The sequence below is a fragment of the Okeania sp. SIO1H4 genome (assembly GCF_010672695.1).
GTDB lineage: Bacteria > Cyanobacteriota > Cyanobacteriia > Cyanobacteriales > Microcoleaceae > Okeania > Okeania hirsuta.
The window spans coordinates 16,010-38,849 of record NZ_JAAHGB010000046.1 but is presented as its reverse complement, the minus strand read 5'-3'; the positions used below and the strand labels follow the sequence as shown (position 1 = coordinate 38,849).

General features: G+C 36.2%; 21 protein-coding genes and 1 pseudogene. 10 read left to right on the top strand and 12 right to left on the bottom strand.

What is annotated here, in order from left to right:
• Nucleotides 1–51: 51 nt before the first annotated feature.
• From F6K06_RS23630 to thyX, 4 genes and pseudogenes are all read left to right on the top strand, one after another.
• Nucleotides 52–447, top strand: coding sequence for a reverse transcriptase N-terminal domain-containing protein (locus tag F6K06_RS23630; protein WP_287243144.1), 396 nt, complete (start codon nucleotides 52–54; stop codon nucleotides 445–447).
• A 173-nt stretch (nucleotides 448–620) separates the two neighbouring features.
• The gene (locus F6K06_RS34205) at nucleotides 621–761 is read left to right on the top strand and encodes an HNH endonuclease signature motif containing protein (protein WP_353734884.1); all 141 of its coding nucleotides are present in this window, start codon (nucleotides 621–623) and stop codon (nucleotides 759–761) included.
• Between the two features lie 791 nt (nucleotides 762–1,552).
• Nucleotides 1,553–3,383 (top strand): annotated as a pseudogene (gene ltrA, locus F6K06_RS34640) (group II intron reverse transcriptase/maturase).
• 162 nt (nucleotides 3,384–3,545) lie between these two features.
• On the top strand, nucleotides 3,546–4,064 hold the full coding sequence (gene thyX, locus F6K06_RS23620) for an FAD-dependent thymidylate synthase (protein ID WP_275670449.1): 519 nt from the start codon (nucleotides 3,546–3,548) through the stop codon (nucleotides 4,062–4,064).
• Nucleotides 4,065–4,217: 153 nt separating this feature from the next.
• On the opposite strand, the gene F6K06_RS23615 is transcribed toward thyX, so the two are convergent.
• Nucleotides 4,218–4,349: a hypothetical protein gene (locus F6K06_RS23615; RefSeq protein ID WP_275670447.1), complete on the bottom strand. Its 132-nt coding sequence runs from the start codon at nucleotides 4,347–4,349 to the stop codon at nucleotides 4,218–4,220.
• Nucleotides 4,339–4,728 carry a hypothetical protein gene (locus tag F6K06_RS23610; protein WP_124147206.1) on the bottom strand — a complete coding sequence of 130 codons (390 nt, stop codon included), beginning with the start codon at nucleotides 4,726–4,728 and terminating at the stop codon, nucleotides 4,339–4,341. The genes F6K06_RS23615 and F6K06_RS23610 overlap by 11 nt, the downstream gene beginning before the upstream one ends.
• 1,082 nt (nucleotides 4,729–5,810) lie before the next feature.
• Here F6K06_RS23610 and dut point away from each other — a divergent pair.
• The 3 genes from dut (at nucleotide 5,811) to F6K06_RS23595 (ending at nucleotide 7,230) form a co-directional block, all read left to right on the top strand.
• Entirely contained in the window at nucleotides 5,811–6,239 is a 429-nt protein-coding gene (gene dut, locus F6K06_RS23605) for a dUTP diphosphatase (RefSeq protein ID WP_192901209.1), read from the top strand.
• Nucleotides 6,236–6,790, top strand: a complete 555-nt coding sequence (locus tag F6K06_RS23600) for a dCMP deaminase family protein (protein ID WP_124147208.1) — start codon at nucleotides 6,236–6,238, stop codon at nucleotides 6,788–6,790. Before dut ends, F6K06_RS23600 begins: the two co-directional genes overlap by 4 nt.
• 188 nt (nucleotides 6,791–6,978) lie before the next feature.
• On the top strand, nucleotides 6,979–7,230 hold the full coding sequence (locus F6K06_RS23595) for a VWA domain-containing protein (protein ID WP_353734882.1): 252 nt from the start codon (nucleotides 6,979–6,981) through the stop codon (nucleotides 7,228–7,230).
• A gap of 27 nt (nucleotides 7,231–7,257) precedes the next feature.
• On the opposite strand, the gene F6K06_RS23590 is transcribed toward F6K06_RS23595, so the two are convergent.
• The 3 genes from F6K06_RS23590 to F6K06_RS23580 form a co-directional block, all read right to left on the bottom strand.
• Nucleotides 7,258–9,426, bottom strand: coding sequence for a PAS domain S-box protein (locus tag F6K06_RS23590; protein ID WP_240041652.1), 2,169 nt, complete (start codon nucleotides 9,424–9,426; stop codon nucleotides 7,258–7,260).
• Nucleotides 9,427–10,251: 825 nt separating this feature from the next.
• Nucleotides 10,252–11,457, bottom strand: a complete 1,206-nt coding sequence (locus tag F6K06_RS23585; RefSeq protein ID WP_124147211.1) for an AAA family ATPase — start codon at nucleotides 11,455–11,457, stop codon at nucleotides 10,252–10,254.
• A 229-nt stretch (nucleotides 11,458–11,686) separates the two neighbouring features.
• A complete protein-coding gene (locus F6K06_RS23580) occupies nucleotides 11,687–12,238 on the bottom strand; it encodes an RNA 2'-phosphotransferase (RefSeq protein WP_124147212.1) in 552 nt (183 codons plus the stop codon).
• Between the two features lie 816 nt (nucleotides 12,239–13,054).
• Here F6K06_RS23580 and F6K06_RS23575 point away from each other — a divergent pair.
• Nucleotides 13,055–13,330: a transposase gene (locus F6K06_RS23575; RefSeq protein ID WP_192901206.1), complete on the top strand. Its 276-nt coding sequence runs from the start codon at nucleotides 13,055–13,057 to the stop codon at nucleotides 13,328–13,330.
• 755 nt (nucleotides 13,331–14,085) lie between these two features.
• On the opposite strand, the gene metK is transcribed toward F6K06_RS23575, so the two are convergent.
• Nucleotides 14,086–15,345, bottom strand: a complete 1,260-nt coding sequence (gene metK, locus F6K06_RS23570; RefSeq protein ID WP_124147213.1) for a methionine adenosyltransferase — start codon at nucleotides 15,343–15,345, stop codon at nucleotides 14,086–14,088.
• Nucleotides 15,346–16,149: 804 nt separating this feature from the next.
• On the opposite strand from metK, the gene F6K06_RS34190 reads away from it, so the two are divergent.
• Both F6K06_RS34190 and F6K06_RS23565 read left to right on the top strand, forming a co-directional pair.
• The gene (locus tag F6K06_RS34190) at nucleotides 16,150–16,218 is read left to right on the top strand and encodes a hypothetical protein (protein ID WP_338043253.1); all 69 of its coding nucleotides are present in this window, start codon (nucleotides 16,150–16,152) and stop codon (nucleotides 16,216–16,218) included.
• Nucleotides 16,190–16,327, top strand: coding sequence for a hypothetical protein (locus F6K06_RS23565; RefSeq protein ID WP_161564700.1), 138 nt, complete (start codon nucleotides 16,190–16,192; stop codon nucleotides 16,325–16,327). Before F6K06_RS34190 ends, F6K06_RS23565 begins: the two co-directional genes overlap by 29 nt.
• Before the next feature lie 50 nt (nucleotides 16,328–16,377).
• Here F6K06_RS23565 and F6K06_RS23560 read toward each other — a convergent pair whose 3' ends face one another.
• The 6 genes from F6K06_RS23560 to F6K06_RS23535 form a co-directional block, all read right to left on the bottom strand.
• The gene (locus F6K06_RS23560) at nucleotides 16,378–17,112 is read right to left on the bottom strand and encodes an HAD family hydrolase (RefSeq protein WP_124147215.1); all 735 of its coding nucleotides are present in this window, start codon (nucleotides 17,110–17,112) and stop codon (nucleotides 16,378–16,380) included.
• Between the two features lie 294 nt (nucleotides 17,113–17,406).
• On the bottom strand, nucleotides 17,407–18,615 hold the full coding sequence (locus F6K06_RS23555; protein WP_287243138.1) for a 30S ribosomal protein S1: 1,209 nt from the start codon (nucleotides 18,613–18,615) through the stop codon (nucleotides 17,407–17,409).
• A 1,024-nt stretch (nucleotides 18,616–19,639) separates the two neighbouring features.
• Nucleotides 19,640–20,197 carry a transcriptional regulator NrdR gene (gene nrdR / locus F6K06_RS23550; protein WP_287243137.1) on the bottom strand — a complete coding sequence of 186 codons (558 nt, stop codon included), beginning with the start codon at nucleotides 20,195–20,197 and terminating at the stop codon, nucleotides 19,640–19,642.
• Nucleotides 20,198–20,365: 168 nt separating this feature from the next.
• On the bottom strand, nucleotides 20,366–20,461 hold the full coding sequence (locus F6K06_RS23545; protein ID WP_011613950.1) for a photosystem II reaction center protein T: 96 nt from the start codon (nucleotides 20,459–20,461) through the stop codon (nucleotides 20,366–20,368).
• Nucleotides 20,462–20,644: 183 nt separating this feature from the next.
• On the bottom strand, nucleotides 20,645–22,171 hold the full coding sequence (gene psbB, locus F6K06_RS23540) for a photosystem II chlorophyll-binding protein CP47 (protein ID WP_124147422.1): 1,527 nt from the start codon (nucleotides 22,169–22,171) through the stop codon (nucleotides 20,645–20,647).
• A 278-nt stretch (nucleotides 22,172–22,449) separates the two neighbouring features.
• On the bottom strand, nucleotides 22,450–22,764 hold the full coding sequence (locus F6K06_RS23535; protein WP_124147428.1) for a hypothetical protein: 315 nt from the start codon (nucleotides 22,762–22,764) through the stop codon (nucleotides 22,450–22,452).
• Nucleotides 22,765–22,840 lie beyond the last annotated feature (76 nt).

The following is a 22,840-nucleotide window of genomic DNA, read 5'->3' as shown; positions in this document are numbered from 1 at the left end:
TGCCCACAGATTCACGATTTAGGAATTATACGTTCTTAAGTAGGAGTAAATATGTCCAGAACAGAGATAAAATCAACGTTGGAATGGAAAGACATCGACTGGAAAGCAGCCGAACAAAACGTCTTCAAGCTCCAAAAACGAATCTATAATGCTTCTAAAAGTGGAAATGTGAGGTTAGCCCACAAACTACAAAAACTTCTTGTCAAATCTTGGTCAGCAAGACTCATCGTAGCAAGAAGAGTCACACAGGAGAATAAAGGGAAGAACACAGCAGGGGTAGATGGGAGAAAATCCCTTCCTCCCTCAGAAACACTAAAGTTAGCTCAAAAGCTAAAGTTAAGTCATAAAAGCACGCCAACCAAAAGAGTTTGGATACCCAAACCTGGAAGGAAGGAACAAAGACCCTTAGGAATCCCAAACATATTACCGCGAGACACAAGCGAGTAAAACGTATGTGAAAGTCAAGGGAGATGCTTCCCCTGACAACGGAGATGATAATTATTGGTCAAAGAGATTAGGGGATAAATGTAAAACCTCAGACTCTTAAAAAGCCAGAATCATTAAAAGACAAGAAGGAAAATGTACCGAATGCGGACTAACTTTCGCGCACTGGAGATATATTGGAAAAACACCACATTGAGCACAAAGCTAGAGGTGGAAACAATACCGATAAAAATCTAGAAGTACTACATTTACACTGTCATGACAAAAGACATGATCCTGGGAAGTCGTTGCAAGCAAAGGCAGCAGTCCTAAATTGAGGAGCCGAATGAGGTGAAAGTCTCACGTTCGGTTCTGAAGCCGAGTATATAAGGTAACTTATATGCTTAGGGTAACTATAGTGAAGGATTTGTATTTGACGAACAAGATAATTGGCCTACGGAAACAAAATGTGGTGAAATAATTGTCAAGAGACTTTTGGCAGGAGACCGTGGGCATTATGGATGTATAGAGCGTGCGACTCGTTGGTCAATAAGCTAGTAAAACTAGATATAAATGGCCATCCTTAGTCAATACATGAGGACAACCTCGACTAATGGATAACTCTTATGTCCTTGATGGTGAAATTCCATCCGCCTTGTTGTTGGGTTGACAGCATAGGCCACAGGGTAGCGACTGAACATCAATCCCTGAAGCTGGCCTAAATGGGATCAAAGCTTTAACTATCAAACAAGTGAGATTTCTAGCAGAGGCTGACAAGTGGACGAACAGGAAGGTAATCAAACTCTCGAAACATCCATCCATCCCTAAGATAGCTATGGGATGTAGGACAACAAGTCAGAGGGTTAATGGATAATAGTATGTTCTAGCTATGATCAACAACCATGCCAAACCCTCCGGGAGATTTTGCCCCACTAAATCAGCCGTAAAAAGGAATAAGGGAACGAGGAAACCTCTCTAAGACACCTAAGCATATAGGTCGAAATCTTAGGAAGCCATTCAAGGTCAATCTGCGCATTTTGGACGTAGGTCTTAGGGAGAGTAGGATTGGGTAAAAAGCAGTAATGCAGACGTACCCACTGTTAGACGTAATGTAAGGCAATGAATAGTAATGAATAAATCTCAGACACTAAAAAGAAAGTTAGGGAATCCTAAGCCCTTTCTTGAGTGCGTCTTACATTCTGAGGAGACCTCAGAATTACGCACTCGCTTTTTAAGCGTAGCATGGGATACAGAGGATATGCTTTCACAAGTTTCAATCAATCCTAACCTTAAATGGAAGGATATTGATTGGAAGAAGGTAGAAAAATCTGTATACAAATTACAAAAATTGATTTACAGAGCATCTAGTCGTGGCGAATTCCGCAAGATGCACAGATACCAAAAACTTCTTTTAAAAAGCTACCACGCAAGGTTGCTAGCTGTTAGGCGCGTGACACAGGATAACCAAGGAAAGAGAGCTGCTGGAGTAGATGGGATTAAAAACTTACCTCCAATGCAGAGATTTAACTTGGCCGAATTATTAAACACACGCTACCCCAAAGCAAGTCCAACCCTTAGAGTCTGGATACCAAAACCAGGAAAAGATGAAAAACGCCCATTAGGCATCCCGACGATGTACGACAGAGCGTTACAAGCCTTGGTGAAGTTAGGTATGGAACCAGAGTGGGAAGCACGCTTTGAACCTAATAGCTATGGTTTTAGGCCAGGTCGGTCAACACATGATGCTATTGCAGCCATCTATGCCAGCATCAACAAAAAGCCCAAATATGTCCTTGATGCTGACATATCCAAGTGTTTTGACCGAATTGACCATGATGCACTGCTAGGAAAAATTGGCCAAACACCCTACAGACGACTAATCAAACAATGGTTAAAATCCGGAGTGTTTGACAACAATAAATTCCTAGACACTGTGGAAGGAACCCCACAGGGAGGGGTAATTAGTCCCCAAAAGCGCAAACATCGCCTTACACGGTATGGAAGAAAGACTCATGACATTTGCAAAAAACCTTGATATGAAAGGTAACAACGGTAGGCAAATAAGCCAGCGAGACAAAATGAAGAGTCTGATCCTAATACGCTATGCGGATGACTTCGTCATCTTACATGAGAACATCGAAGTAGTCTGGCAAGCAAAAATCGTGATACAGGAATGGTTAAACCAAAAAGGATTAAAGCTAAAACCAGAAAAGACTAAAATTGTCCACACCCTAAAAGAGTATGAAAGGAATCAACCCGGATTTGACTTTTTAGGATTCACAATCAGGCAATGGAAAGTAAAGTCAATCAAGCAAGGATTTAAAACACTGATTAAGCCATCCTCTAAGAGTATAAGAACTCACTATCGGAAATTAGCAGATATATGTGACTCTCATAAAAATGCACCAGTAGAGTCACTTATAGGTAAACTAAACCCGGTAATCAGAGGATGGACGAACTACTATTCAACCGTAGTCAGCAAAGAGACATTTAGTAAACTTGATAATCTCTTATGGAAAAGACTATGGAGGTGGGCAAGTAGAAGACATCCAAATAAGTCAGCCACCTGGGTCAAACAGAAGTATTTTCACCAAAAAGGAACCAGAAATTGGGTTTTTACTAATGGTAAGATTATACTAAACCAACACTCAGACGTACCTATTGAACGGCACATCAAGGTGAGAGGTAATAAATCTCCCTACGATGGTGATTGGATTTATTGGAGTAGCAGAATCGACAAACATCCTGGCGTAAGAAAAGAAGTTACAACGCTACTTAAGCGACAAAAAGGTAAATGCGCATTTTGTGGATTACACTTTAGACCAATGGATTTAATCGAAGTTGACCACATCGTTCCCAGGTCTGAAGGCGGTGATAACACCTATAAAAACAAACAACTGTTGTACCGATATTGCCACGACGTTAAAACTGCCGAGGATTTAAAAGCAGTGAACCATTAGGACTCATTAGATCTTAAGTGGAATTTTAAGGATGTACCCATGACAAGGGACGTTTAAGAGAGGAGCCGTGATGAGGTGAAAGTCTCACGTCCGGTTCTGAAGACGAACAGGCTTTATAAAGGAGTAATCCGGAAATAAGCTTGTTTAGTTTAACATCCTCAAATTACTTTTAATTGTGGTTTTTTTCCTCATAGTGTTATGCAGCAAGCAAGAACTCATCGTGTGGGAGTTACTTTCGATGTACAAAGTTATCGATTTTGTTCGGGAAAAGTTATTGCAGTTGCAGAGGGAAAAACGGATATAGAAACTGCTTTTTATTTACGTCCAGTAGGGGAATATTCTGACCGTCAAGGTAAAAAATATTATTATTCTGCTGAACAACGAGAACAAGATTTACATTGGTGTTTGGAGGCAGCTAAGAAATACAAACTTGATATGGAATTTGGAATGTCTGAAGAACACGCAAGAGGAAAAATTCCTTTTGATTATCGTCAGCATTTTGTTGTTAGTTTTAATTGTCGTAGTTTGCTACATTTTTTGGATTTACGTTGGAAAAAGAATGCTCAATTAGAAATTCAAAAACTTTGTGAGTTAATGTGGCCTCATGTTCAATATTGGGTGCCGAATATAGCAGAATGGTATGAAAAAAATAGACTTGGTAAAGGTAAGTTAGCACCATAGAAAGTCAAAAGTCAAAAGTAAGAATTCAATAGAAATTCAAATGAAGAGGAGAGCGATCGCCTCTGGTTAAGAAGCGATCGCTCAATTAATAGGCTGTTCTATAATTGTATGTTCTTTTGGAGAATAAGATTGAATAGCATGAGCCGATATTCCTCAGCCAAAACCACATTCTAATATGTTACCCCCATTTCGAGTTACTAACGCAGCAAAAGCTTTCATATAAGGCGTTTCCCAACGTTCCATTACTGGATGCCTTTCAATTGCTAATTTTTCATCACTCAGCAATGCTTTTACCGGAATGGAAATACTCTAAAAATACTTTTTTATAAGCATCCATTTCAAAATAACGAGAACGAGAAGGGGAGGGAGCTTCGATAATTTGATTACCTATGGCAAGAAACAGATCGCGAGGACAATAATTAAAATGTCCGCAAGTAGAGCAATTAGGGGTAGAAAAAGAGATTGAATGGTTGGTAATTTCTGGACGACGAACTTTCACGTTTAATTCTTGCAACGTGGCAACCAAAATAGCAAGGTCTTCTTGAGTTTCTTCTAGGACGCGATCGCTAAATTGCCCAGTTGGGATATCTTCGTCAGCTAATTCAGGAAAATCTACCCCGCGCACACTGGGGTCAATTTGAGGAAGTCTTGCATTTTCTACCACTCCGACAATAATTTCTTCTAATGGAGACCATTCATCATAAACGGAAACTTTGCAGTTATTTGCGGCTTTGTTGCATACAATTGATCGACATCTTTGTTGTGAGAGTAATTTTGGACTTTATAAACTGTTTTTGACATATTTTTAAATTAAATTTGGTTGGATTTGTCGTTGAGTCTTGGATAGTGATAGTTGAAAGCGATCGCTCTCTCAACCACAAAATCCAAGTATGGGTATCAAGATTTATCATAAATCAATGTCCCAATTGTCACCTTGATTTGTCGCAACCTATTTAGGATTTTTATAGTAATAATCTATCATTTTGTCAAAAAATTATAACTTTTTAACGCATAGGAATTAATTAATTAATTATCAGGAAAAAATTATGTTTCATTATAATATATTTGACTATTTTTTATTTAAGAATTATACAAAATATCTTATACTTACTTTATAAGTCTTTGTTATGAATGACTACGGAATTTTTTAGAAGTCTGAATTAATAATTCAGGAGTGATTCGGGAGTAGCTTTGATATGATTTTTTAGGTCATAAATCATCTTTTTTGTCAAAAATACATCTCCTGCAAAATCTTTTTAAAGTAATGCAGCATTTTAGATGAAACAATCTATTACTGGCGTGTCAAGGTTGAAAATATGAATTAAAAAACCTAACCCTCCCAACCCCCTTCCATCTCGCTTTGAAAGGGAGGAAGAAGGAAGCGGGAGAAAGACTCTCCTGTGAGCTAGAGGGGAGTTGGCAGAGAGGTCTCCATACAGGTATAAATCAAGGTATCATATATTAACAAAGCTCTCTATTTCCTATTATTAAACTGAAAGTTAAAAAGTTAGATAAATCGGCAATTATTCTCTTTAAAGTCAAAATTCAAAATTCCAAAGTAAGAATTAAAGAAAGTAAAGTCAAAATTCAAAATTAAATCAGGTCAATTAAAAATGATAAAACTGAAATTTAAAAAGTTAGATGAATAGGCAATTATTCTCTTTAAAGTCAAAATTCAAAATTCCAAAGTAAGAATTAAAGAAAGTAAAGTCAAAATTCAAAATTAAATCAGGTTAATTAAAAATGATAAAACTGAAATTTAAAAAGTTAGATGAATCAGCAATTATTCCCTTTTACGCTCATAAAGGAGATGCCGGATTAGATTTATTTTCTATTGATGAATTAACTATTAATCCTGGAGAAAGCACATTAATTCATACAGGTATTTCTATAGAATTACCATCAGGAACAGAAGCACAAATTCGCCCGCGAAGTGGATTAGCTTTAAAACATCAAATTACTGTTTTAAATACTCCCGGAACTATCGATGAAACTTACCGAGGAGAAATAGGAATAATTCTGATAAATCATGGTAAAAATTCCTTTAAAGTAACTAAAGGAATGAAAATAGCTCAAATGGTTATAGCATCAGTCTTATCTGTTAAGGTAGAAGAAGTCGATCGATTAAGTACAACTGAAAGAGATATTAGTGGATTTGGTTCAACAGGAATATGACAGAAGAATTATATCAAAGACCGACCTGGGATGAATATTTTTTAATGATTGCTAAATTAGCTGCTACTCGCTCAACTTGTTTAGCTTTTCCAGTGGGGGCGGTAATAGTTAAAGATAGACAAGTTTTGGCAACTGGTTATAATGGTCCTCCTTCTGGTTCTTCACATTGTACAAGTCAAGGTTTTTGTTATCCTGAATTAAGTAGTTGTGATGCTAGTAAAGTTTTACCATCTCGTGCTGTTCATGCAGAAGCTAATGCTATTGCTCAAGCTGCAAAACATGGCATTTCTACGAATGGTTCAGTTATTTATGTCACTCTAGAACCTTGTATTTATTGTTTGAAATTAGTTATTTCTGCTGGAATTAAAGAAGTGTTTTATGAGACTCCTTTTAATAGTGGAGAAAAGGCAGCTTTAAGGGATATGTTTATTAAAGAAGGTTTGGTTATTCTCAAGCAAATTTCCATCTCAGAAACAATTGCTAAAAAAGCAGCAACATCTCTACTTTTTCCTACTTCTGTTGCTAAATCTTCTAAACTTGAGGAAGAATAATTTTTGAAAGTTAAAAGTCAAAAGTTAAAAGTTAAAAGTAATCTGTGCCTGAGTGTCCGCTGTGGCAATGTTCCGCCAAAGGGATTTACCAATATATCCATAAAAGGAAGCATAAACTGTTCCCTGTTCCCAGTTAAGTGTTCCCTACCCTTGCTATACAATACCGATGCTATCGGACATGATATAACTTGGTCTTTTTGTTAGACGTTTATGGTTCTATGAATACTGCCAATAAACTACCCTTAATCAAATCATATTTTCAATTGTTGGTAGGTGAACTAACAGAGAAAGATACTGTTTCAATAGTTGTTTATGCTGGAGCAGCAGGAGTAGTTTTACCACCTACAAAAGGCAACGAAAAAGAGAAAATTATCACAGCAATTAATAACCTCGAAGCAGGAGGTTCCACTGCTGGATTTGTCAATGAATATTTAACCTGATTAAATAAAATACTTTTGTTTTCCTTTCTAACTTGAATGACCGAACTTAATAGGAATCTCAATTATAAATTCCGTACCTTCTCTAAATCGAGAATTACAGTACAATTTTCCATGATGTTTTTCAACAATTAATTCTTGAGAGATTGACAAACCTAAACCTATATTTTTTTCCGTATGTTTAGTAGTAAATAGAGGTTCAAATATACGATTAGATATTTCTTTAGTCATGCCATGGCCATTATCATAAATAGCAATCTCTACAGAATAATCTTTTGCTTTTGTACTAATTAAAATTTGTGGCTCAAATGGTTGATGACTGATATTTTTTGCTACTAAATCTTTGTGTTTCTCCTCCAGTGAATCAATAGCATTAGTTAAAATGTGCATCAAGACTTGATTCAACTGTCCAGGATAACATTCTACTTTTGGTAAACTCCCATATTGTTTAATCAAATTAATATCAGGACAACCTCCTTTGCCTTGAAACTGATGCTGTAAAATTAAAAGTGTACTTTCTAAACCTTTGTGAATATCTACTGTTTTTATAGATTCTTCTTCTACTGCAGAAAACTGTTTGAGTGAGGTGACTACATCTCCAATTCTTTCTGATCCGGCCATGATTGAGTCTAATAATTTTGGCAAATCTTCTTGAATAAAATCTAGTTCTATATCTTCAATTTCTGACTCAATTTCTGGCAAAAGGCGAGGAAGATTTTGTTGGTAGATATTGACTAAATACAACAAATCTTTAACATCATTTATCGCATGAACAATATTGCCAGAAATAAAATTAATAGGATTATTCACTTCATGGACAATACCTGTAATAAGCTGTCCTAAGAAAGACATTTTTTGCCTTTGAATTAACTGAGTAGTTGTCGAGTTTAGTTTCTGCAAAGTTTGCTCTAATTGATAAGCTTGTTGCCGGAATTTTTCCTGACTATTGCGTAGTGAAGCCTCCATTTCCAAACGTTCTGTAATATCTAAACCGACAAAAACTGCTGATGGTAACGATACTTCATCGCGATAATATTTTTGAGCAACTATTAGATAAGTTCTAGTATTTCCTCTAACATTGGTTTTTACTTCTTTGGCATAATTCCAATCTGGTTTAGCAAAAAATTCATAAACAAAATCATTAAATTCTGGGCTAGTTTGCAAAAATCCTACTTCTTGATTAATAAAAGTTTTGATGGGTAAATTATAGGCATTAGCTAAATGTTGATTAACTCCTATATATCGTAAATCTGCATCTACCCATGAAACTAATCCTGGTACAGCATTTAAAACCGCTTGCAATTGTTCCTTAGCTTCTCGTAAATGTAGATTAATTTTATTTTGCTGAGAAATGTTACGTACAAAAGCAAATTGATATTCATTACCCTGAAATTCTAAATAATTAACATTAACTTCTACAGGTAAAATATTGCCTTTTTTTGTGAGAAAATTAGACTCAAATCTCAAATAATTTTGATTTTTAACTTCTCGCCAATGAGTTTGCCAAACTTCTACTGATAATTTTAGGTCTATATCATGAATTCTTAGTTCAAGTAGTTCAGATTCGGAGTAGCCAAGAAAATTACAGCCTTGTTTATTTGTATAACATATTTTTCCAGCAATTGTTATCCAGAAAATAGCATCACCAGCATTATCTGTTGCTAACTGAGTTAATTCTAGTTGTTGTTGAAGTTGTTTGTCTGGTGTTATTTTCTCTGTAGATATAATCAGACCACCAATAATACCTTCATCTGTATGCCAAGATTTGACATTCCATTTTACCCATTGTATCAATCCATTAGAAGCAGGAACGGTAGTTAGATGTTCTAAATCAAATTGGTCAATGATACCCAGTAGACATTTTTTAGCTTGTTGATGCCAAGAATCTGGGAGATTAGGGAATAGCTGAGAATGTTGATTACCAATAATTTTATCAGATTCAAGTTGCCAATATTGTAACCACATCCCAGAAGTGGCCAGGTAACACATTTCTTTGTCTAGCATTGCTATAGCAACAGGTATGTGTTTGATGAATTGGCATAATTGATGGTGACTTCCATGTATCTCTGGATATTGATGACTCTGGGGAAGGGTTGAATGACCATCATTAGTTGCTTTAGTTGCTTTTGTTGGCCTTTGTTTCATTTTTGAAGTTTCTTCCCTAGTCTGATTTGCTGTTTGTACTGTCAGATTGTACATAATCTCAGTTTGATAAATTAGGGGGTGTTGAATATGATTGGTTTCACCACCTCTACTATCATCTTTTTAAGACTAACTTGTCTATAAATGCAAGTTGTCAAATCTTAATTAATAGTTAATTTTTATATTAAGAATATCTCAGTTGGAGAAGTTAACTATGATTTTTTTTAAATAGAAGAATCAGAAAAATATTTATCAGACTTCTTCATAAATTCAAAAGTTATGAATATGAAATAAGTAAATCAAAAATATAATAACTACTAAATAAAAAAGCAAAAATAACTCTCAAAATAGATTTACTATCAGAATTATTTCCTATTTTCTGTATATTTTTTTTTACTTCAGGAAATTGTCAAAAAAAAGGTAAGCATTCAGCCGTCAGCATTCTGCAGGAAATGCTTACAAAAAAAGTTGATTCAATCTAAAATTCACAAATAGGCCACATCAATTACCTGAATATTAAGTGTATAGATGGTTGAATATAATTTAAGCTACATTTATTGTTTTTGGTAATTTCCCACTAATACATAGTTATTTGTAACTTAATCAAATACAGGTTTGAAATTTTTATACTGAACAATAAATATTGAAATGGACTTTTTCATATATTATTAATTCTTGCCAATAAGCCAATAAAAAAAATCCTATATTTTTTATTATCCAATTTTTATGATTACTTTACCTGTAAACATTTATAAACTCAATTCTAAGTATATTTTCCACTTAGAATTATAATTCTCCTCTTTAAGATATTTTAGCAACCTTTTGTGTAGAAACTAAAGTCTACATCAAAACTTTATAAACCAAACTACATTTTACGCAAATTTACACAAAGCAGTAAGTAAATTCATACATTAAATCTACTCTACCTTTGCGTAAAATAGCTGGATCTAGCCTTTCTTTAGTATTACAGGTCATTAAAACAACTAATTTCTGTTTCAGATAAATCCCTGATTCATCTACGACACTTTGATATAAAGTACCATCTAGCAAACTGAGAATATGTTCTGTTTTATTATTAGTTTGTGCAGCTTGAAGCGAGCGGTCCTGAGCTAAATTATCTGCCTCATTGATAATAATACAAATTTGTTCTAGATATGCTGGTGGTACAAAATTTTCTACTGCATCATGATCTAATATAAAAATTACATATCCTAAAGGAACTAGAACTTCTTTTGCTAATGCTTGAGTCCAAGCTGTTTTACCTGTTCCTGGTTTTCCACTTACTAATACAGCTAATTGATTTTGTTCTAGAATTGCTTGTTGTACCGTGTCAGTAAAATTTTGAATATTTTGAGGAAATGTATCGATCGGAAATTGACTTTGAACCTGTCCTATACGACATTGATAACCACTTACCATCACTGCCATATTATAGGTTGATTTTCTTACAAGTGGTGCTATATCTTTAGCAATTAAACTGTAGTAACGTCTACCTTTATCATAAGATTCTATTTGTAACCAACAGGAATATTTTGACCAATAAGCATATACTGTTCCTAAAGTTTCTAGACTTTGCCAACTGATAAATCTTTCTATCGGATAGTAAAAATTTCTTTCCATGAATGACTGGGTAATTATGTCAGGTTTACCCAATAAATCAAGTATTTTAAAAATAGTAATTTCCTGTAGTCTATTGAGAACATACTCAATAGCAATAGTGTCTCTAGTAATAGTGCGTATCACAGGTGTTTCTACACTCAATACATCTTGATAACGATAATCTGGAGCTGGAGGTTGAGGAGTTATATAGTCCCAAAATTCATCAAATTCATATCGTGTATTTTCCGAAAAAACATTTAATATATTCGCCCACCAAGCAAATTGATGACGACCCAAAGCATCAGCAATATCGCTAGCTATATCAAGAGTTTTTTGACTGAGTTCCCAAGGATCTTTAGATAATAAGTGCCATAAATATTCCCAATCAAAGTCTCGGTTAAGTGGTCGCCAACCAGCTCCTAATAAACCTTTATTTTGAGGATTATTTTGTTGAGAATTTTCTTTACTGTCGAAATATTCTGTTCCCATATTTTGTCAAAAATCTACTTGAATAAGGAGTCAGGAGTCAGGAGTCAGGAGTCAGGAGGAAAAATTGCTTATGGATTAGCTCCCCCAAACAATTTTGAGTACCGCGGGTGAGATGTGGGGGTATTAAACCCGCAAAAGAAAAGATAAATAAATTCCTTTTATAAATAGTTTTTATATCATTCAGTATTCAACTTTCATAATTAATTTGATACTTGATTAATTACTTTGATTATTTTCTCATTATTTGTAAATACTGTGAGGGGACTTCATCAACTAACCAGACATGATTTGCAGAAAAGTAAAATTTATAATCATCTTTGTACATGGCACTTGCATCTACAGCAAATACTGCTGGTTTTCCTTTTCTTTTCCCGACATTTATAGCAGTATTAATATCTTTTGATAAATGAACATGATGTCTCGACATTTTTTGTAAACCAGTCTGTTTAATCAAGTCAATTAAATGATTTCCTGTGCCATGATAAAGTATATCTGGAGGTTTGATTGCTTTTAGCTGTAAATCAACTGTTAAACTGTGTCCTTGATTAGCACGAATTAAAGTCTGAGTAGAGTCTAAAGAAAAGCGTTTTTTATCATTTTTTTCTACAACCTCATTTAATTCTATCTGAGTTATCGGAAAGTTATAATTTTGAGATGCTTTCAACAGTTCTTCAATGGCAACCCAACCATTAGCATCAAGTTTTATACCTATTTTATCCGGGCGATGTCTCAAAACCCAGCTCAGATACTTGCTGATTTTTTCTATAGGATAATTATTCATATTATTATTCTGATAATTCGTTATTTTTTCAAAATTAATATATTTATTTTTACTTATTCAACTGAGCAAACTAAGATAACTTATACTGTCTAGAAAATCAAATACAAAAGTCAAATTTAAATTATATACTACTTTTATATTACATTATAGATACAAAAAGTGTCAAGGATAGGTCATTTCAGTTATCAGTTAGCCTCCTGTCAACTGCCTTAAAAGTATTTCTGCAATAAGGAGACTTGACATAAGAAATACGCTCTTTTCTCTTGGTCGATCAGATATGGTGTTTGCTACCGCAAAGCTTTCCGTTCCGGAATGCTACCGCAAACGCTAACCGCCATCTCACCCTACAGGAAGCTGCGAAGATCGACCGCTTTTTATCCCCTAAAAAGGCTATGCTTTATAAACATCTTTCTTAGTATAAAACTTGACAAAATATACAAGTTATGTGCTAGCCTTTCAAAGATTTTTACCAGAGAAAAAGTGTATTAAAAAGTAGATTTTTCTTGATAACTTAAGTAGTTTTTCCGATCTAAATTGATTCTTTATCTCTTCTCCCCTGCTCCCTACTCCCCTACTCCCCTACTCCACACAAGGTTTTCAGGAGTTCCTTATAAGGGATACCTAAAAAGGGGAGGCTTTAGACCGGAATTTTTCGGTAAAAATGATATAATCTTTTTGATTCAATGGTGGTAAAGACAGAAAGCAAAAACTTATCTAAAATTTATCAAACTTACTCATAATTATAGCTATAAAACTAAAATGAGTAAATTTTATCAGTTGTTTATCCATTGAGTCGTTATCACCTACAATTAAGGCATGAAGCTAGTTGAACGTCATGTTATTACCAAATCACATAATTTGTGGTTAGCTTGTCACAACAAGGCTTTTTTGTCAAAAAATCTGTTCAATTTAGCCAATTATTATTATCGCCAACATTTCTTTTCTTATCAAAAGAAACTAAGCTTTAATCAACTGTATCATCTAGTATCTAATACTGATGATTATCAAGCTTTACCAACTAAAGTTAGCAAGCAAATAATCAGGAGATTAGACTCAGCTTGGAATAGTTATTTTGCAGCTTTAAGAGAGTGACAAAAACAGCCAAATAAATTTTTAGGAAAACCGAAATTTAGTGGAAAAAGAGTAACAATAGGGTTGTATAAAACCAGGGAAAATAAATTATTAAATGCAGATGTAAATAGGTCGTTGAACATTATTAAAAAAGTAATTCCTGATGTCTTGGACCAAGGAATAAAGGGTTTGCCGTTTAACCCTGTGGTGGTCGAACCACTAAGAACAACTAAGCTTTCAGGCTTTTGATTAAGTTTGAGTAAGTTTAGTTGAGCGGTAAAGTAGCTATACTTAAAAATAAGGCAAAATAAATAAAAATAAAAAAAGCAGACCGCTAATAACTGAATACTAATATGATATCCGTGTAATAAGTAATAAAAAACTTTCTTCTACTCTGGTCTCTTATTTCCTTCTCACTCCTGACTCCTACGGAAATGATTTAATTAGGGCTTGCTGATTAAATCTAAAAGCATTGACTGATATTGATTTCAGCCTTTTTTTGCCTTTAAAAAGTGCAAGTTTTTCGGTCTAAAGAGCTGCATAAAGCTAGTATTTTGGGATGATTATGGCAGAAAAATCAAGGGATAATTCTTCCTACTGCCTCCTCGCTCCCATACCCATTTCTCCTGTCTCCTGTCTCCTGTCTCCTGTCTCCTACCCCTACCAACAGACTTTATTCAGCAAACCCTAATTACTATAAAATAGCAACCAAAAGAAAGTTCTCTTGGTTGCTCAAAATCAGATATTATTTATAGTTCAAACTCTATAGACACTTATTATACTATAGAGGCTAACTGTGGACTAAATGCTTCCTTCAGTAACTCTACCTTATCTATTTGCTCCCAAGGTAAATCTAAGTCGTTACGCCCTAAGTGACCATAAGCAGCCACATCTTGGTAACAACGGCCTCCTCTTTCCGCAGGTAAGTTTCGGAGGTTAAAAGTTTGAATAATTCCTGCTGGACGAAGTTCAAAGTTTTCTTTAACTACCTCTAGTAACTTATCTTCATCTACTTTAGAAGTACCAAAAGTTTCAATCATCATGCTCACCGGTCTTGCTACTCCAATAGCATAACTAATTTGAACTTCACATTTTTCTGCTAGACCTGCTGCGACAATATTTTTTGCTATGTAGCGACAAGCATAAGCTGCGGAACGATCTACTTTTGTAGGATCTTTACCAGAAAAAGCTCCTCCACCATGACGGGAATAGCCACCATAAGTATCAATTATAATTTTACGTCCTGTAAGACCACAATCTCCCTGTGGACCGCCAATCACAAATTTACCAGTGGGGTTGACAAGGAAACGAGTTTGTGCATCTGGCTTAATCTCTATATCTGCAAATATAGGTTCCACAACATACTTCCAGAGGTCTTCTTTAATCTTTGCTTGAATTTCTGATAATTCTGTAATTTCCCCAATTGTAGCGGCGTGTTGGGTAGAAATTAAAATTGTATCAATACCAACAGGACGACCATCTTCGTAAGCAATAGTAACTTGGCTTTTGCCATCTGGCCGTAAATAAGAAAGTTGACCAGTTTTTCTAACTGCCGCTAGTTGACGACAAACGCGGTGCGCCAAACTGATAGGTAAAGGCATTAATTCAGGAGTTTCATTACAGGCGAAACCAAACATCAATCCTTGGTCTCCTGCACCCACTGCATCAAGTTCTTCGTCACTTAACTGCTCGCGAGTTTCTTGGGCCTTGTCTACCCCTTGAGCAATGTCTGCAGATTGCTCATCTAAAGCCACTAATACTGAGCAACTATCTGCAGAAAAACCATTTTCTGCATAAACATAGCCAATATCAGCAATTTTTTTTCTAGCTAATTCTATGTAATTTACTTGGGCCTTAGTGGTAATTTCACCAGTAATTAGGACTAACCCGGTGTTAACTACTACTTCAGCAGCTACACGACTCTGAGGGTCTTGGGTCAGTAGAGCATCTATAATAGTATCAGAAATTTGGTCGCAAATTTTATCTGGATGTCCTTCAGTAACAGACTCAGAAGTGAATAAGTAACGACTAGACAATAGTAGTTCCTCCTAATATTTTTCCAGGGATTAGCCGTTCAATCAACTTCAGCTTAGGGAGTTAAGGTTGTAAAAAATAACTACTTTCTACTATCTGTGAAGTCGGATGATTTTAAACGGCCTCACCTGAGATTATTTTTACTTGTCAATACATTTTTTTGGCCAGAAGCAGAAAATTCTAGATTACTTTTTACAGTCTCTAAGCTAAAAGTTGTTTTCTACTATAACAGGCGGTTGGTTATGCAAATACACAAATAATTAGGGTTTGCCGAAAAAAGCAGAGTGTGGGAAATTTGCGGAGGGTAGGGAGAAAGATAAAGTAGGAAGAATCATTTTACCTGTATCTTTCTGTGCTTGTCTGCCCAAAGTCCTAACTTTTTGGTCACTCAAGCTGAAAACTTGGCACTTTTTTTCGCTCCAAAAAGGCTAAAACTTTATATATATCAGTGCTTTTAGATTCGGTCGGTAAACCCTAATTAGGGTTTGCGCTCAAAAGTCTTTTTGTGAAGATGGGAGTAGGGAGTAGGGAGTAGGGAGTAGGGAGTAGTTAAGAGTCAGGAGGAATGGGAGTTATAGAGGAGGTAGAAGTAACAATTATCTCTTAATTTTTCTGTCCTACTCAACTTTTTCTGCTAACTTTTTGCGCCTTTTTGACCTCAAAGCTGCTACAATTTGGGGACTAAAAATTGCTTTTAGCAATATCAGTCAATGCTTTCATATAATTTCAGCAAACCCTAATTAATCTCGTAGCCAAGTAAATGTCGCGACTTGTATATATTCTTTTTACCTAAGTATTGCTCAGAAATGAACCCAATTGAGCTGGAGTGGAAGCATCTCAAGAAAGATGAATTATCTATCAGGTCAAATGTTTGATGACAAGTTAGATCTTGCTTATGCAGTAATTGACGGTATTCAAGCTAGGGGAGAAAAGGGAAACTACAGTACGGAACGTTTTAAATTTTACTCAAATCAAACTGCTTAAAATTTCTTTACATACTTTGGTTTTTTTTCACCGACTTACTTAATTTCTATTTACAATACTTTGATTTCTTCTAAATGGGCGATCGCTACATCTGCTCCCTGTAAATAGTTAACTTCTGACTTGCCCCAACAAATTCCGATACAACCTGCTGCTCCTGCTTTTTTAGCCATTTCTATATCCATGGGAGAATCTCCCACCATTAATACTTTATCTGGTGTAACTCCCAATTTTTGGCAAGCTTGTAAGAATAGTTCTGGATCTGGTTTACTTGGACCATCATCAACCCCCATTTCTAGTTGGATATAATCTTTGAGTTGATAGTATTTGACAAAATTTTGTACTGCTTTTGTGGAAGCTGCAGATAATATGCCCAGTTTTATACCCTTTTCCCAGAGATACTTTAGCACTTCCAGACTTCCTATAAATATAGGAGAAGGTTCAGATTGTGGCAAGATTTTTTCAGCTTCCTCAAAAGTCTCTTTGGCAATAGCTAGTGACTCTAACCATCCTCGACCTGTTTCAGCAATATAAGCTGCTGCTGCAATTTCATTTTCTCGCCTACTTCCAACTGCCATTAATCCTGTCGGGTTAAGATTTTGTCCATCAATCCCGAAAGACATTAGTAATGGTTCTCCAATTCCTGGAATTTTAGCGTCGATGAGGCGAGCTAGCTTTTGTCCTAAATTTCTGAGAAACTCTTGGGAGTTTTCCAAAGTGCCATCTTTATCAAAAATTATTGCTTGAATATCTTGGAATATTACATCTCGGCAGTTAATAGCTACCATTCTTTAAAATAGGAAAAAATATATTTTTAATTATTACTATAGCAATGTGCGCTGGCATATTTACAAATTACAAGAGGTGTCCAATAGCTAAAAGTCTTATATTATCAGCTTTTTATTCCTCCTGTTGCCAGATGAGCTGTTGCCTGTTGCCTGCGCACAGCGCTATAGAGTTTATTCTGATTAAGAATATCAAGTCAGCAGGATATAGGGAGTAGTTATAAGTTATTTTTGATTTAGTTATTTTCTAACTTATTCTTTTATTTACTCCCTATTCACCTACTAACCTCAATCTACTTATTCTACAGTTGCTGCTGATTTTTCTTCATCTTCTGTTGTTTCTGCTGTCGCTTCAACTTCAGGTGCTTCTGTTGTTTCTGTTGTTTCTACCGTCGCTTCAACTTCAGGTGCTTCTGCTGTTTCTGCTGTCGCTTCAACTTCAGGTGCTTCTGTGGTTTCTACTGCTGCTTCAACTTCAGGCGCTTCTGTGGTTTCTACTGCTGCTTCAACTTCAGGCGCTTCTGTGGTTTCTACTGCTGCTTCAACTTCAGGCGCTTCTGTGGTTTCTACTGTTGCTTCCACTGTTTCTTCAATCGTCTCTCCCCGTTGTGCCGCCAGCATTTTTTCTCTAAACTTAGCCGCCATTTCTTCTGCTTGGTCATATACGAGTTGTGGATTTTTGACCATTGCCCCTGGTTCTGGTTCTAGTTGCTTAGTTGACAGAGATATTCGACCTCTGTCAGAATCTAGGTCAATGATCATAACTTTTAGTTCATCATTGACCTTTAGTACGCTACTAGGAGTTTCAATATGGTCGTGAGATATTTCTGATATGTGCAATAGGCCACTAACACCACCAATATCAATAAAGGCACCATAGGGCTTAATACCACGAACTGCTCCTATAACTACCTCTCCCACTTCTAAACGATTCATCTTCCGCTCAACTAAAGCGCGACGATGACTTAGAACCAAGCGATTACGTTCTTCGTCTACTTCTAAGAATTTCAGAGGCAATTCTTCGTTAAGTAAATCTTCTTTTGGTTTACGCGTACTAATATGTGAACCAGGAATAAATCCACGCAGTCCTTCTATCCTAACTAAAGCACCACCACGGTTTGTTGCAAATACTTGTGAGCGTACTGTTGCATCTTCAGCTTGTAATTGTCGGACCCTTTCCCAGGCCCGCATATATTCTATTCGTCGAATGGATAAAGTTAGCTGTCCATCTTCATTTTCATCTGTTAAGATAAAAAATTCTCTTGTTTCATTTGACTGTATAACTTCTTCAGGGTTTTCGACCCTATTGATTGACATTTCCTGGATAGGGATATAAGCAGCAGTTTTTGCTCCAATATCAATCAATGCTCCTCTTGGTTCTATGCTAAACACTGTTCCTGCTACAATATCTCCAGGACTAAAGTGATAGTCATATTTATCTAATAAAGCTGCAAAATCTTCGTGAGTAAAGCCAACTTCTTTGGCCGGTGTTTTCAAATTTGTCATGCGTTATAATTTCTTGGGATTTCTCTCCTTAATGTTTTTTACTTGCCTGATTAACACTCTCACTGTTAAATCGCTTGATTATAACGGGAGACTTTTGTGAGTGCTGACGCAACTACGCGTTTTTGGTGCGGAATGCTACGGAAACATATAGCGGAGCTAAACACAGATTCTGGGGCTAGGTAACAAATCAAACAAGTTAAGTTTTACCAATGCTACTACCATCTCCACAAGCTTTCTTGCTCCGTCTTTACGGTTAGGAGACTTCAGCACAGGGGGTGCGCTTTTCTCGGGCGGTGTGCCCGGCCACTATTAACCCTCTACTTCTGATACTGGATTGATTCGCTACCACTCAATTAATTGGCTGGTTAAAATTTGCGTTGGGGCTGTCTGCGTGGGTTTCCCGGGCAGTTTATACCCCTCGTATCACCGCTAAATTAAAAAATTATACCGGGAGTCCTCTTTCAAGATTATCTATAGAGCTAAAACCCTAATGTCATTATTGAGGCATTCTTGTACCTATATATTAATTACAAAGCTCTTGTACTGCCAGGACATCAGCTCTTAGTGAGACCTTTAAAGTCTTTTGGCTAATACTTCTTGCCTAATTATGAGCTTTCACTTCATTAAATTTAGGTCAGTCTCATTCAGAGTTAAACTTCATCTAAAGTCTTAAAGTCCTCTGGTTAAGAATATCATATAGAATATAGATTTTATCCAGCAAAAGCTAACCCTAATCTACTATTATTACTTAAAACAATTTATTTTACCATAAATTTTGATGTTGGTTTTTCATTAACCACTTGTTATCCAAACAGTCCTAACCAATAGTTTTGTATATCTTTTAGGACAAATATCTTGCAGATTATTGAACCTGATATCTAATAATTTGGTTCGCCTAAGTTACCTAATTCTTTTCTCTAAGTAAGTTTGAGGCCACATTAATTGATTGATCCACTATTCTTTTAACTAGTTCAGCTCCAAAATATCTTCAACTTACTTACTGTTATAGTTATCATCATTAAATTTAAGATGAGGTTCCACAAGAAGCAGGGGTTTCAAAATCAATAGCATCTGTTTTTGCAGAAACTTCAGAACTTTCTAAGGGAGTAGAATTGAAATCGAAATTATTTTTTTGATTTTGGAGATGGTCTAAAGTATCTACAAAATCTCTAATACCTTGAAATTTACGATAAACAGAGGCAAAACGGATATAAGCAACTTCACTAATGTGAACCAATTTACTCAGGACAATTTCACCAATTTCAGCGCTGGTAACTTCTCTCTGGGATCTACCCTGTAGTTCAACTTCAATTTCATCTACAAAAGCTTCGAGTTCAGCAGGTTCAATACCAGTTTTTTCACAGGAGCGGATAATACCTCGGAGTAATTTCAACTTGTCAAAAGACTCTTTTTTACCGTCCTTTTTAATCACTGTTACTGTAACAAACTCTATTCTTTCATAAGTCGTGAAACGATGCTGACAGTCCAAACATTCCCGTCGGCGTCGGATACTCTTACCAGATTCAGCTGAACGCGACTCTAGAACACGACTATTTGTATGTTGGCACACTGGACATCGCATACTTTAAAAATTTCTCAGACATATAATTTCAGACATGAATATTTTAGCCTAATTTAGGCCAATGATAATTTATTTAAAAATTAGAATAAATGAGTACTGGGTTAAGGACTCAGCACTCATTTTTCATAAAAAAAGCAATTTATTTGATAATCAACCGATCAAAACTAATTACTTTCCAATTCTGGGAGGATCGCGGAAGGCGATCGCAAAAAATATCACACCCAAGGCCAAAGCCAATACTAATATATAAGCTGCACTTTCCATAAGGGAATTTCCTGAAGATCCAGTTCTATATTAGTTTACCAGCTTAACGTAAATAAAAGTCCAACGAAAATACTTTGTAACTTTTATCAAAGTAGTCGTTGGACTTTTATCGAAAATTTGAAGATGAGAGATACCTAGTTGTCTTAGTGGTTTACCTTTATTATTTGTTAAACCACATTCGCTTTAGGTTTCCTTCCTACGAGTACTTAGGTCACCCAATTTCTGGAATAGACCAAACTCTACTTGTTCCTCTAGGTCTGGGTCAATACCTGCGAATACGTCGCGGAACAATGTCCGACATCCGTGCCAAATATGACCGAAGAAGAATAGCAAAGCAAAACAAGCATGGCCATAAGTAAACCATCCACGAGTGCTAGTCCGGAACACACCGTCAGAGCCTAAAGTTTCTTGGTCAAACTCAAAAGGTTCACCTATCTGAGCTTTACGAGCATACTTCTTAACATCTGTAGCTTTAGTAAACGTTTGACCATTAAGTTCACCGCCTAAGAAGCTAACTGTTACGCCCTTCTCCTCAAAACTATATTTTGATTCTGAACGACGGAAAGGAATATCAGCCTTGACTACACCATCAGCATTGGTCAAGATAACTGGGAAAGTTTCAAAGAAGTTTGGTAGACGACGCACAAATAATTCCTCGCCATCTTTATCCTTAAATACTGGATGACCAAGCCAACCTTGAGCAAGACCATCACCATTATTCATTGGGCCAACACGGAAAAGACCACCTTTTGCAGGGCTATTACCAACATAGTCATAGAAAGCCAATTTTTCAGGAATAGTTGACCAAGCTTCTGAAGCAGTTTTACCTGCTGCTATTTCAGATTGAACGCGACGATCAATTTCTTGCTGGAAGTAACCGCTGTCCCATTGATAACGAGTAGGGCCAAATAATTCAATAGGGGTAGCCGCACAGCCGTACCACATTGTTCCAGCCACAACAAAGGCTGCAAAGAAAACTGCTGCAATACTGCTAGAGAGGACTGTTTCAATGTTACCCATCCGCAATGCTCTGTAGAGACGTTCTGGTGGTCTTACAGATAGGTGGAACAAACCAGCAATAATTCCCACAATTCCAGCAGCAATGTGGTGGGCGACAATGCCACCAGCATTGAATGGGTTAAACCCTTCCGGTCCCCAGGCTGGGGCTACTGGCTGAATAGAACCCGTTAATCCATAGGGGTCTGATACCCACATTCCTGGACCAAATACTCCTGTCAAATGGAAGGCTCCAAAGCCAAAACAGAGTAGACCTGATAAGAATAAGTGAATACCAAACATTTTTGGTAGGTCTAGAGCAGGTTCTCCGGTACGTTGGTCAAAGAACAGCTCTAAGTCCCAAAAAACCCAGTGCCATACAGCAGCTAGGAACAGCAAACCAGAAAGAATAATATGAGCTGCTGCTACACCTTCAAAAGACCAGAAACCAGGGTTAGTAGCGGCTTCTCCAGTAACACTCCAGCCACCCCAAGATTGGGTAACACCTAGACGTGCCATAAATGGCATAACGAACATTCCCTGACGCCACATTGGGTTCAGGACTGGATCGCTAGGGTCGAAGATTGCTAGTTCATAAAGGGCCATTGAGCCAGCCCAACCTGCTACTAGAGCAGTGTGCATTAGATGCACGGAAATTAGTCGTCCTGGATCGTTCAGAACAACTGTGTGTACTCGATACCAAGGTAGTCCCATTGACTACACTCCTCCTAATTAAGTGATGTCTATTCTGAAAGCTTTTTTCTTTTGTTTGTTATGCTCTTGTCTAAAATTGTCTTAGTTTTAGTCCAATAGTCAATATAGTCACTGACAAGATGGCCAATTTTATTCAAATAGGAGCATAAAAATTAAAACTATTTCAAGAATTGTATAGAGTTTTTAAGTTAATAGCAAGCAAACATTACAAAAGGAAAAAGTTGATGATGAATATTCAGTTAGATCAACTTTTGACTTTCAACTTAAGCCTAATGACTTTAGCTAATTTGACAGATGGCTGAGGTAGTACAAAGATATTCCAAGACTTTTTCAGAATTAATCAAGCGAGTCAACACCACGTTGCCAATATTCTGACTAGAAACAGACTTTTGAGCTTCAGCAGTGGGATAAATCTCTACCATCAATACTGGATCTTCGACTCGATGCAGCCACATTTTTTCATTTTTATCCAAAATACAAAGATTCATTTTTTCAATATCTGGTGCTCGTCTCCAAGCTGTTTCACTCCAGAGACCGCCGACAGTCCAAACTCTACCTACGGCCCATCCCTCTGATAAGAAGAAGTATTTCACAGACTTTTCTAAACTTGAGTAATTTATCAGAAAGTTTATCAAAGATTAAACCTTCTTTATGTTTTCAACTTAAAAG

What these genes read in the sequence shown, in the direction of transcription:
- F6K06_RS23630 (WP_287243144.1), top strand. Translation starts at nt 52, where the DNA reads ATGTCCAGAACAGAGATAAAATCAACGTTGGAATGGAAAGACATCGAC.
- F6K06_RS23600 (WP_124147208.1), top strand. Translation starts at nt 6,236, where the DNA reads ATGACAGAAGAATTATATCAAAGACCGACCTGGGATGAATATTTTTTA.
- F6K06_RS23590 (WP_240041652.1), bottom strand. Translation starts at nt 9,426, where the DNA reads ATGTACAATCTGACAGTACAAACAGCAAATCAGACTAGGGAAGAAACT.
- F6K06_RS23585 (WP_124147211.1), bottom strand. Translation starts at nt 11,457, where the DNA reads ATGGGAACAGAATATTTCGACAGTAAAGAAAATTCTCAACAAAATAAT.
- F6K06_RS23580 (WP_124147212.1), bottom strand. Translation starts at nt 12,238, where the DNA reads ATGAATAATTATCCTATAGAAAAAATCAGCAAGTATCTGAGCTGGGTT.
- F6K06_RS23575 (WP_192901206.1), top strand. Translation starts at nt 13,055, where the DNA reads ATGAAGCTAGTTGAACGTCATGTTATTACCAAATCACATAATTTGTGG.
- F6K06_RS23565 (WP_161564700.1), top strand. Translation starts at nt 16,190, where the DNA reads ATGAATTATCTATCAGGTCAAATGTTTGATGACAAGTTAGATCTTGCT.
- F6K06_RS23560 (WP_124147215.1), bottom strand. Translation starts at nt 17,112, where the DNA reads ATGGTAGCTATTAACTGCCGAGATGTAATATTCCAAGATATTCAAGCA.
- F6K06_RS23555 (WP_287243138.1), bottom strand. Translation starts at nt 18,615, where the DNA reads ATGACAAATTTGAAAACACCGGCCAAAGAAGTTGGCTTTACTCACGAA.
- nrdR (WP_287243137.1), bottom strand. Translation starts at nt 20,197, where the DNA reads ATGCGATGTCCAGTGTGCCAACATACAAATAGTCGTGTTCTAGAGTCG.
- F6K06_RS23545 (WP_011613950.1), bottom strand. Translation starts at nt 20,461, where the DNA reads ATGGAAAGTGCAGCTTATATATTAGTATTGGCTTTGGCCTTGGGTGTG.
- psbB (WP_124147422.1), bottom strand. Translation starts at nt 22,171, where the DNA reads ATGGGACTACCTTGGTATCGAGTACACACAGTTGTTCTGAACGATCCA.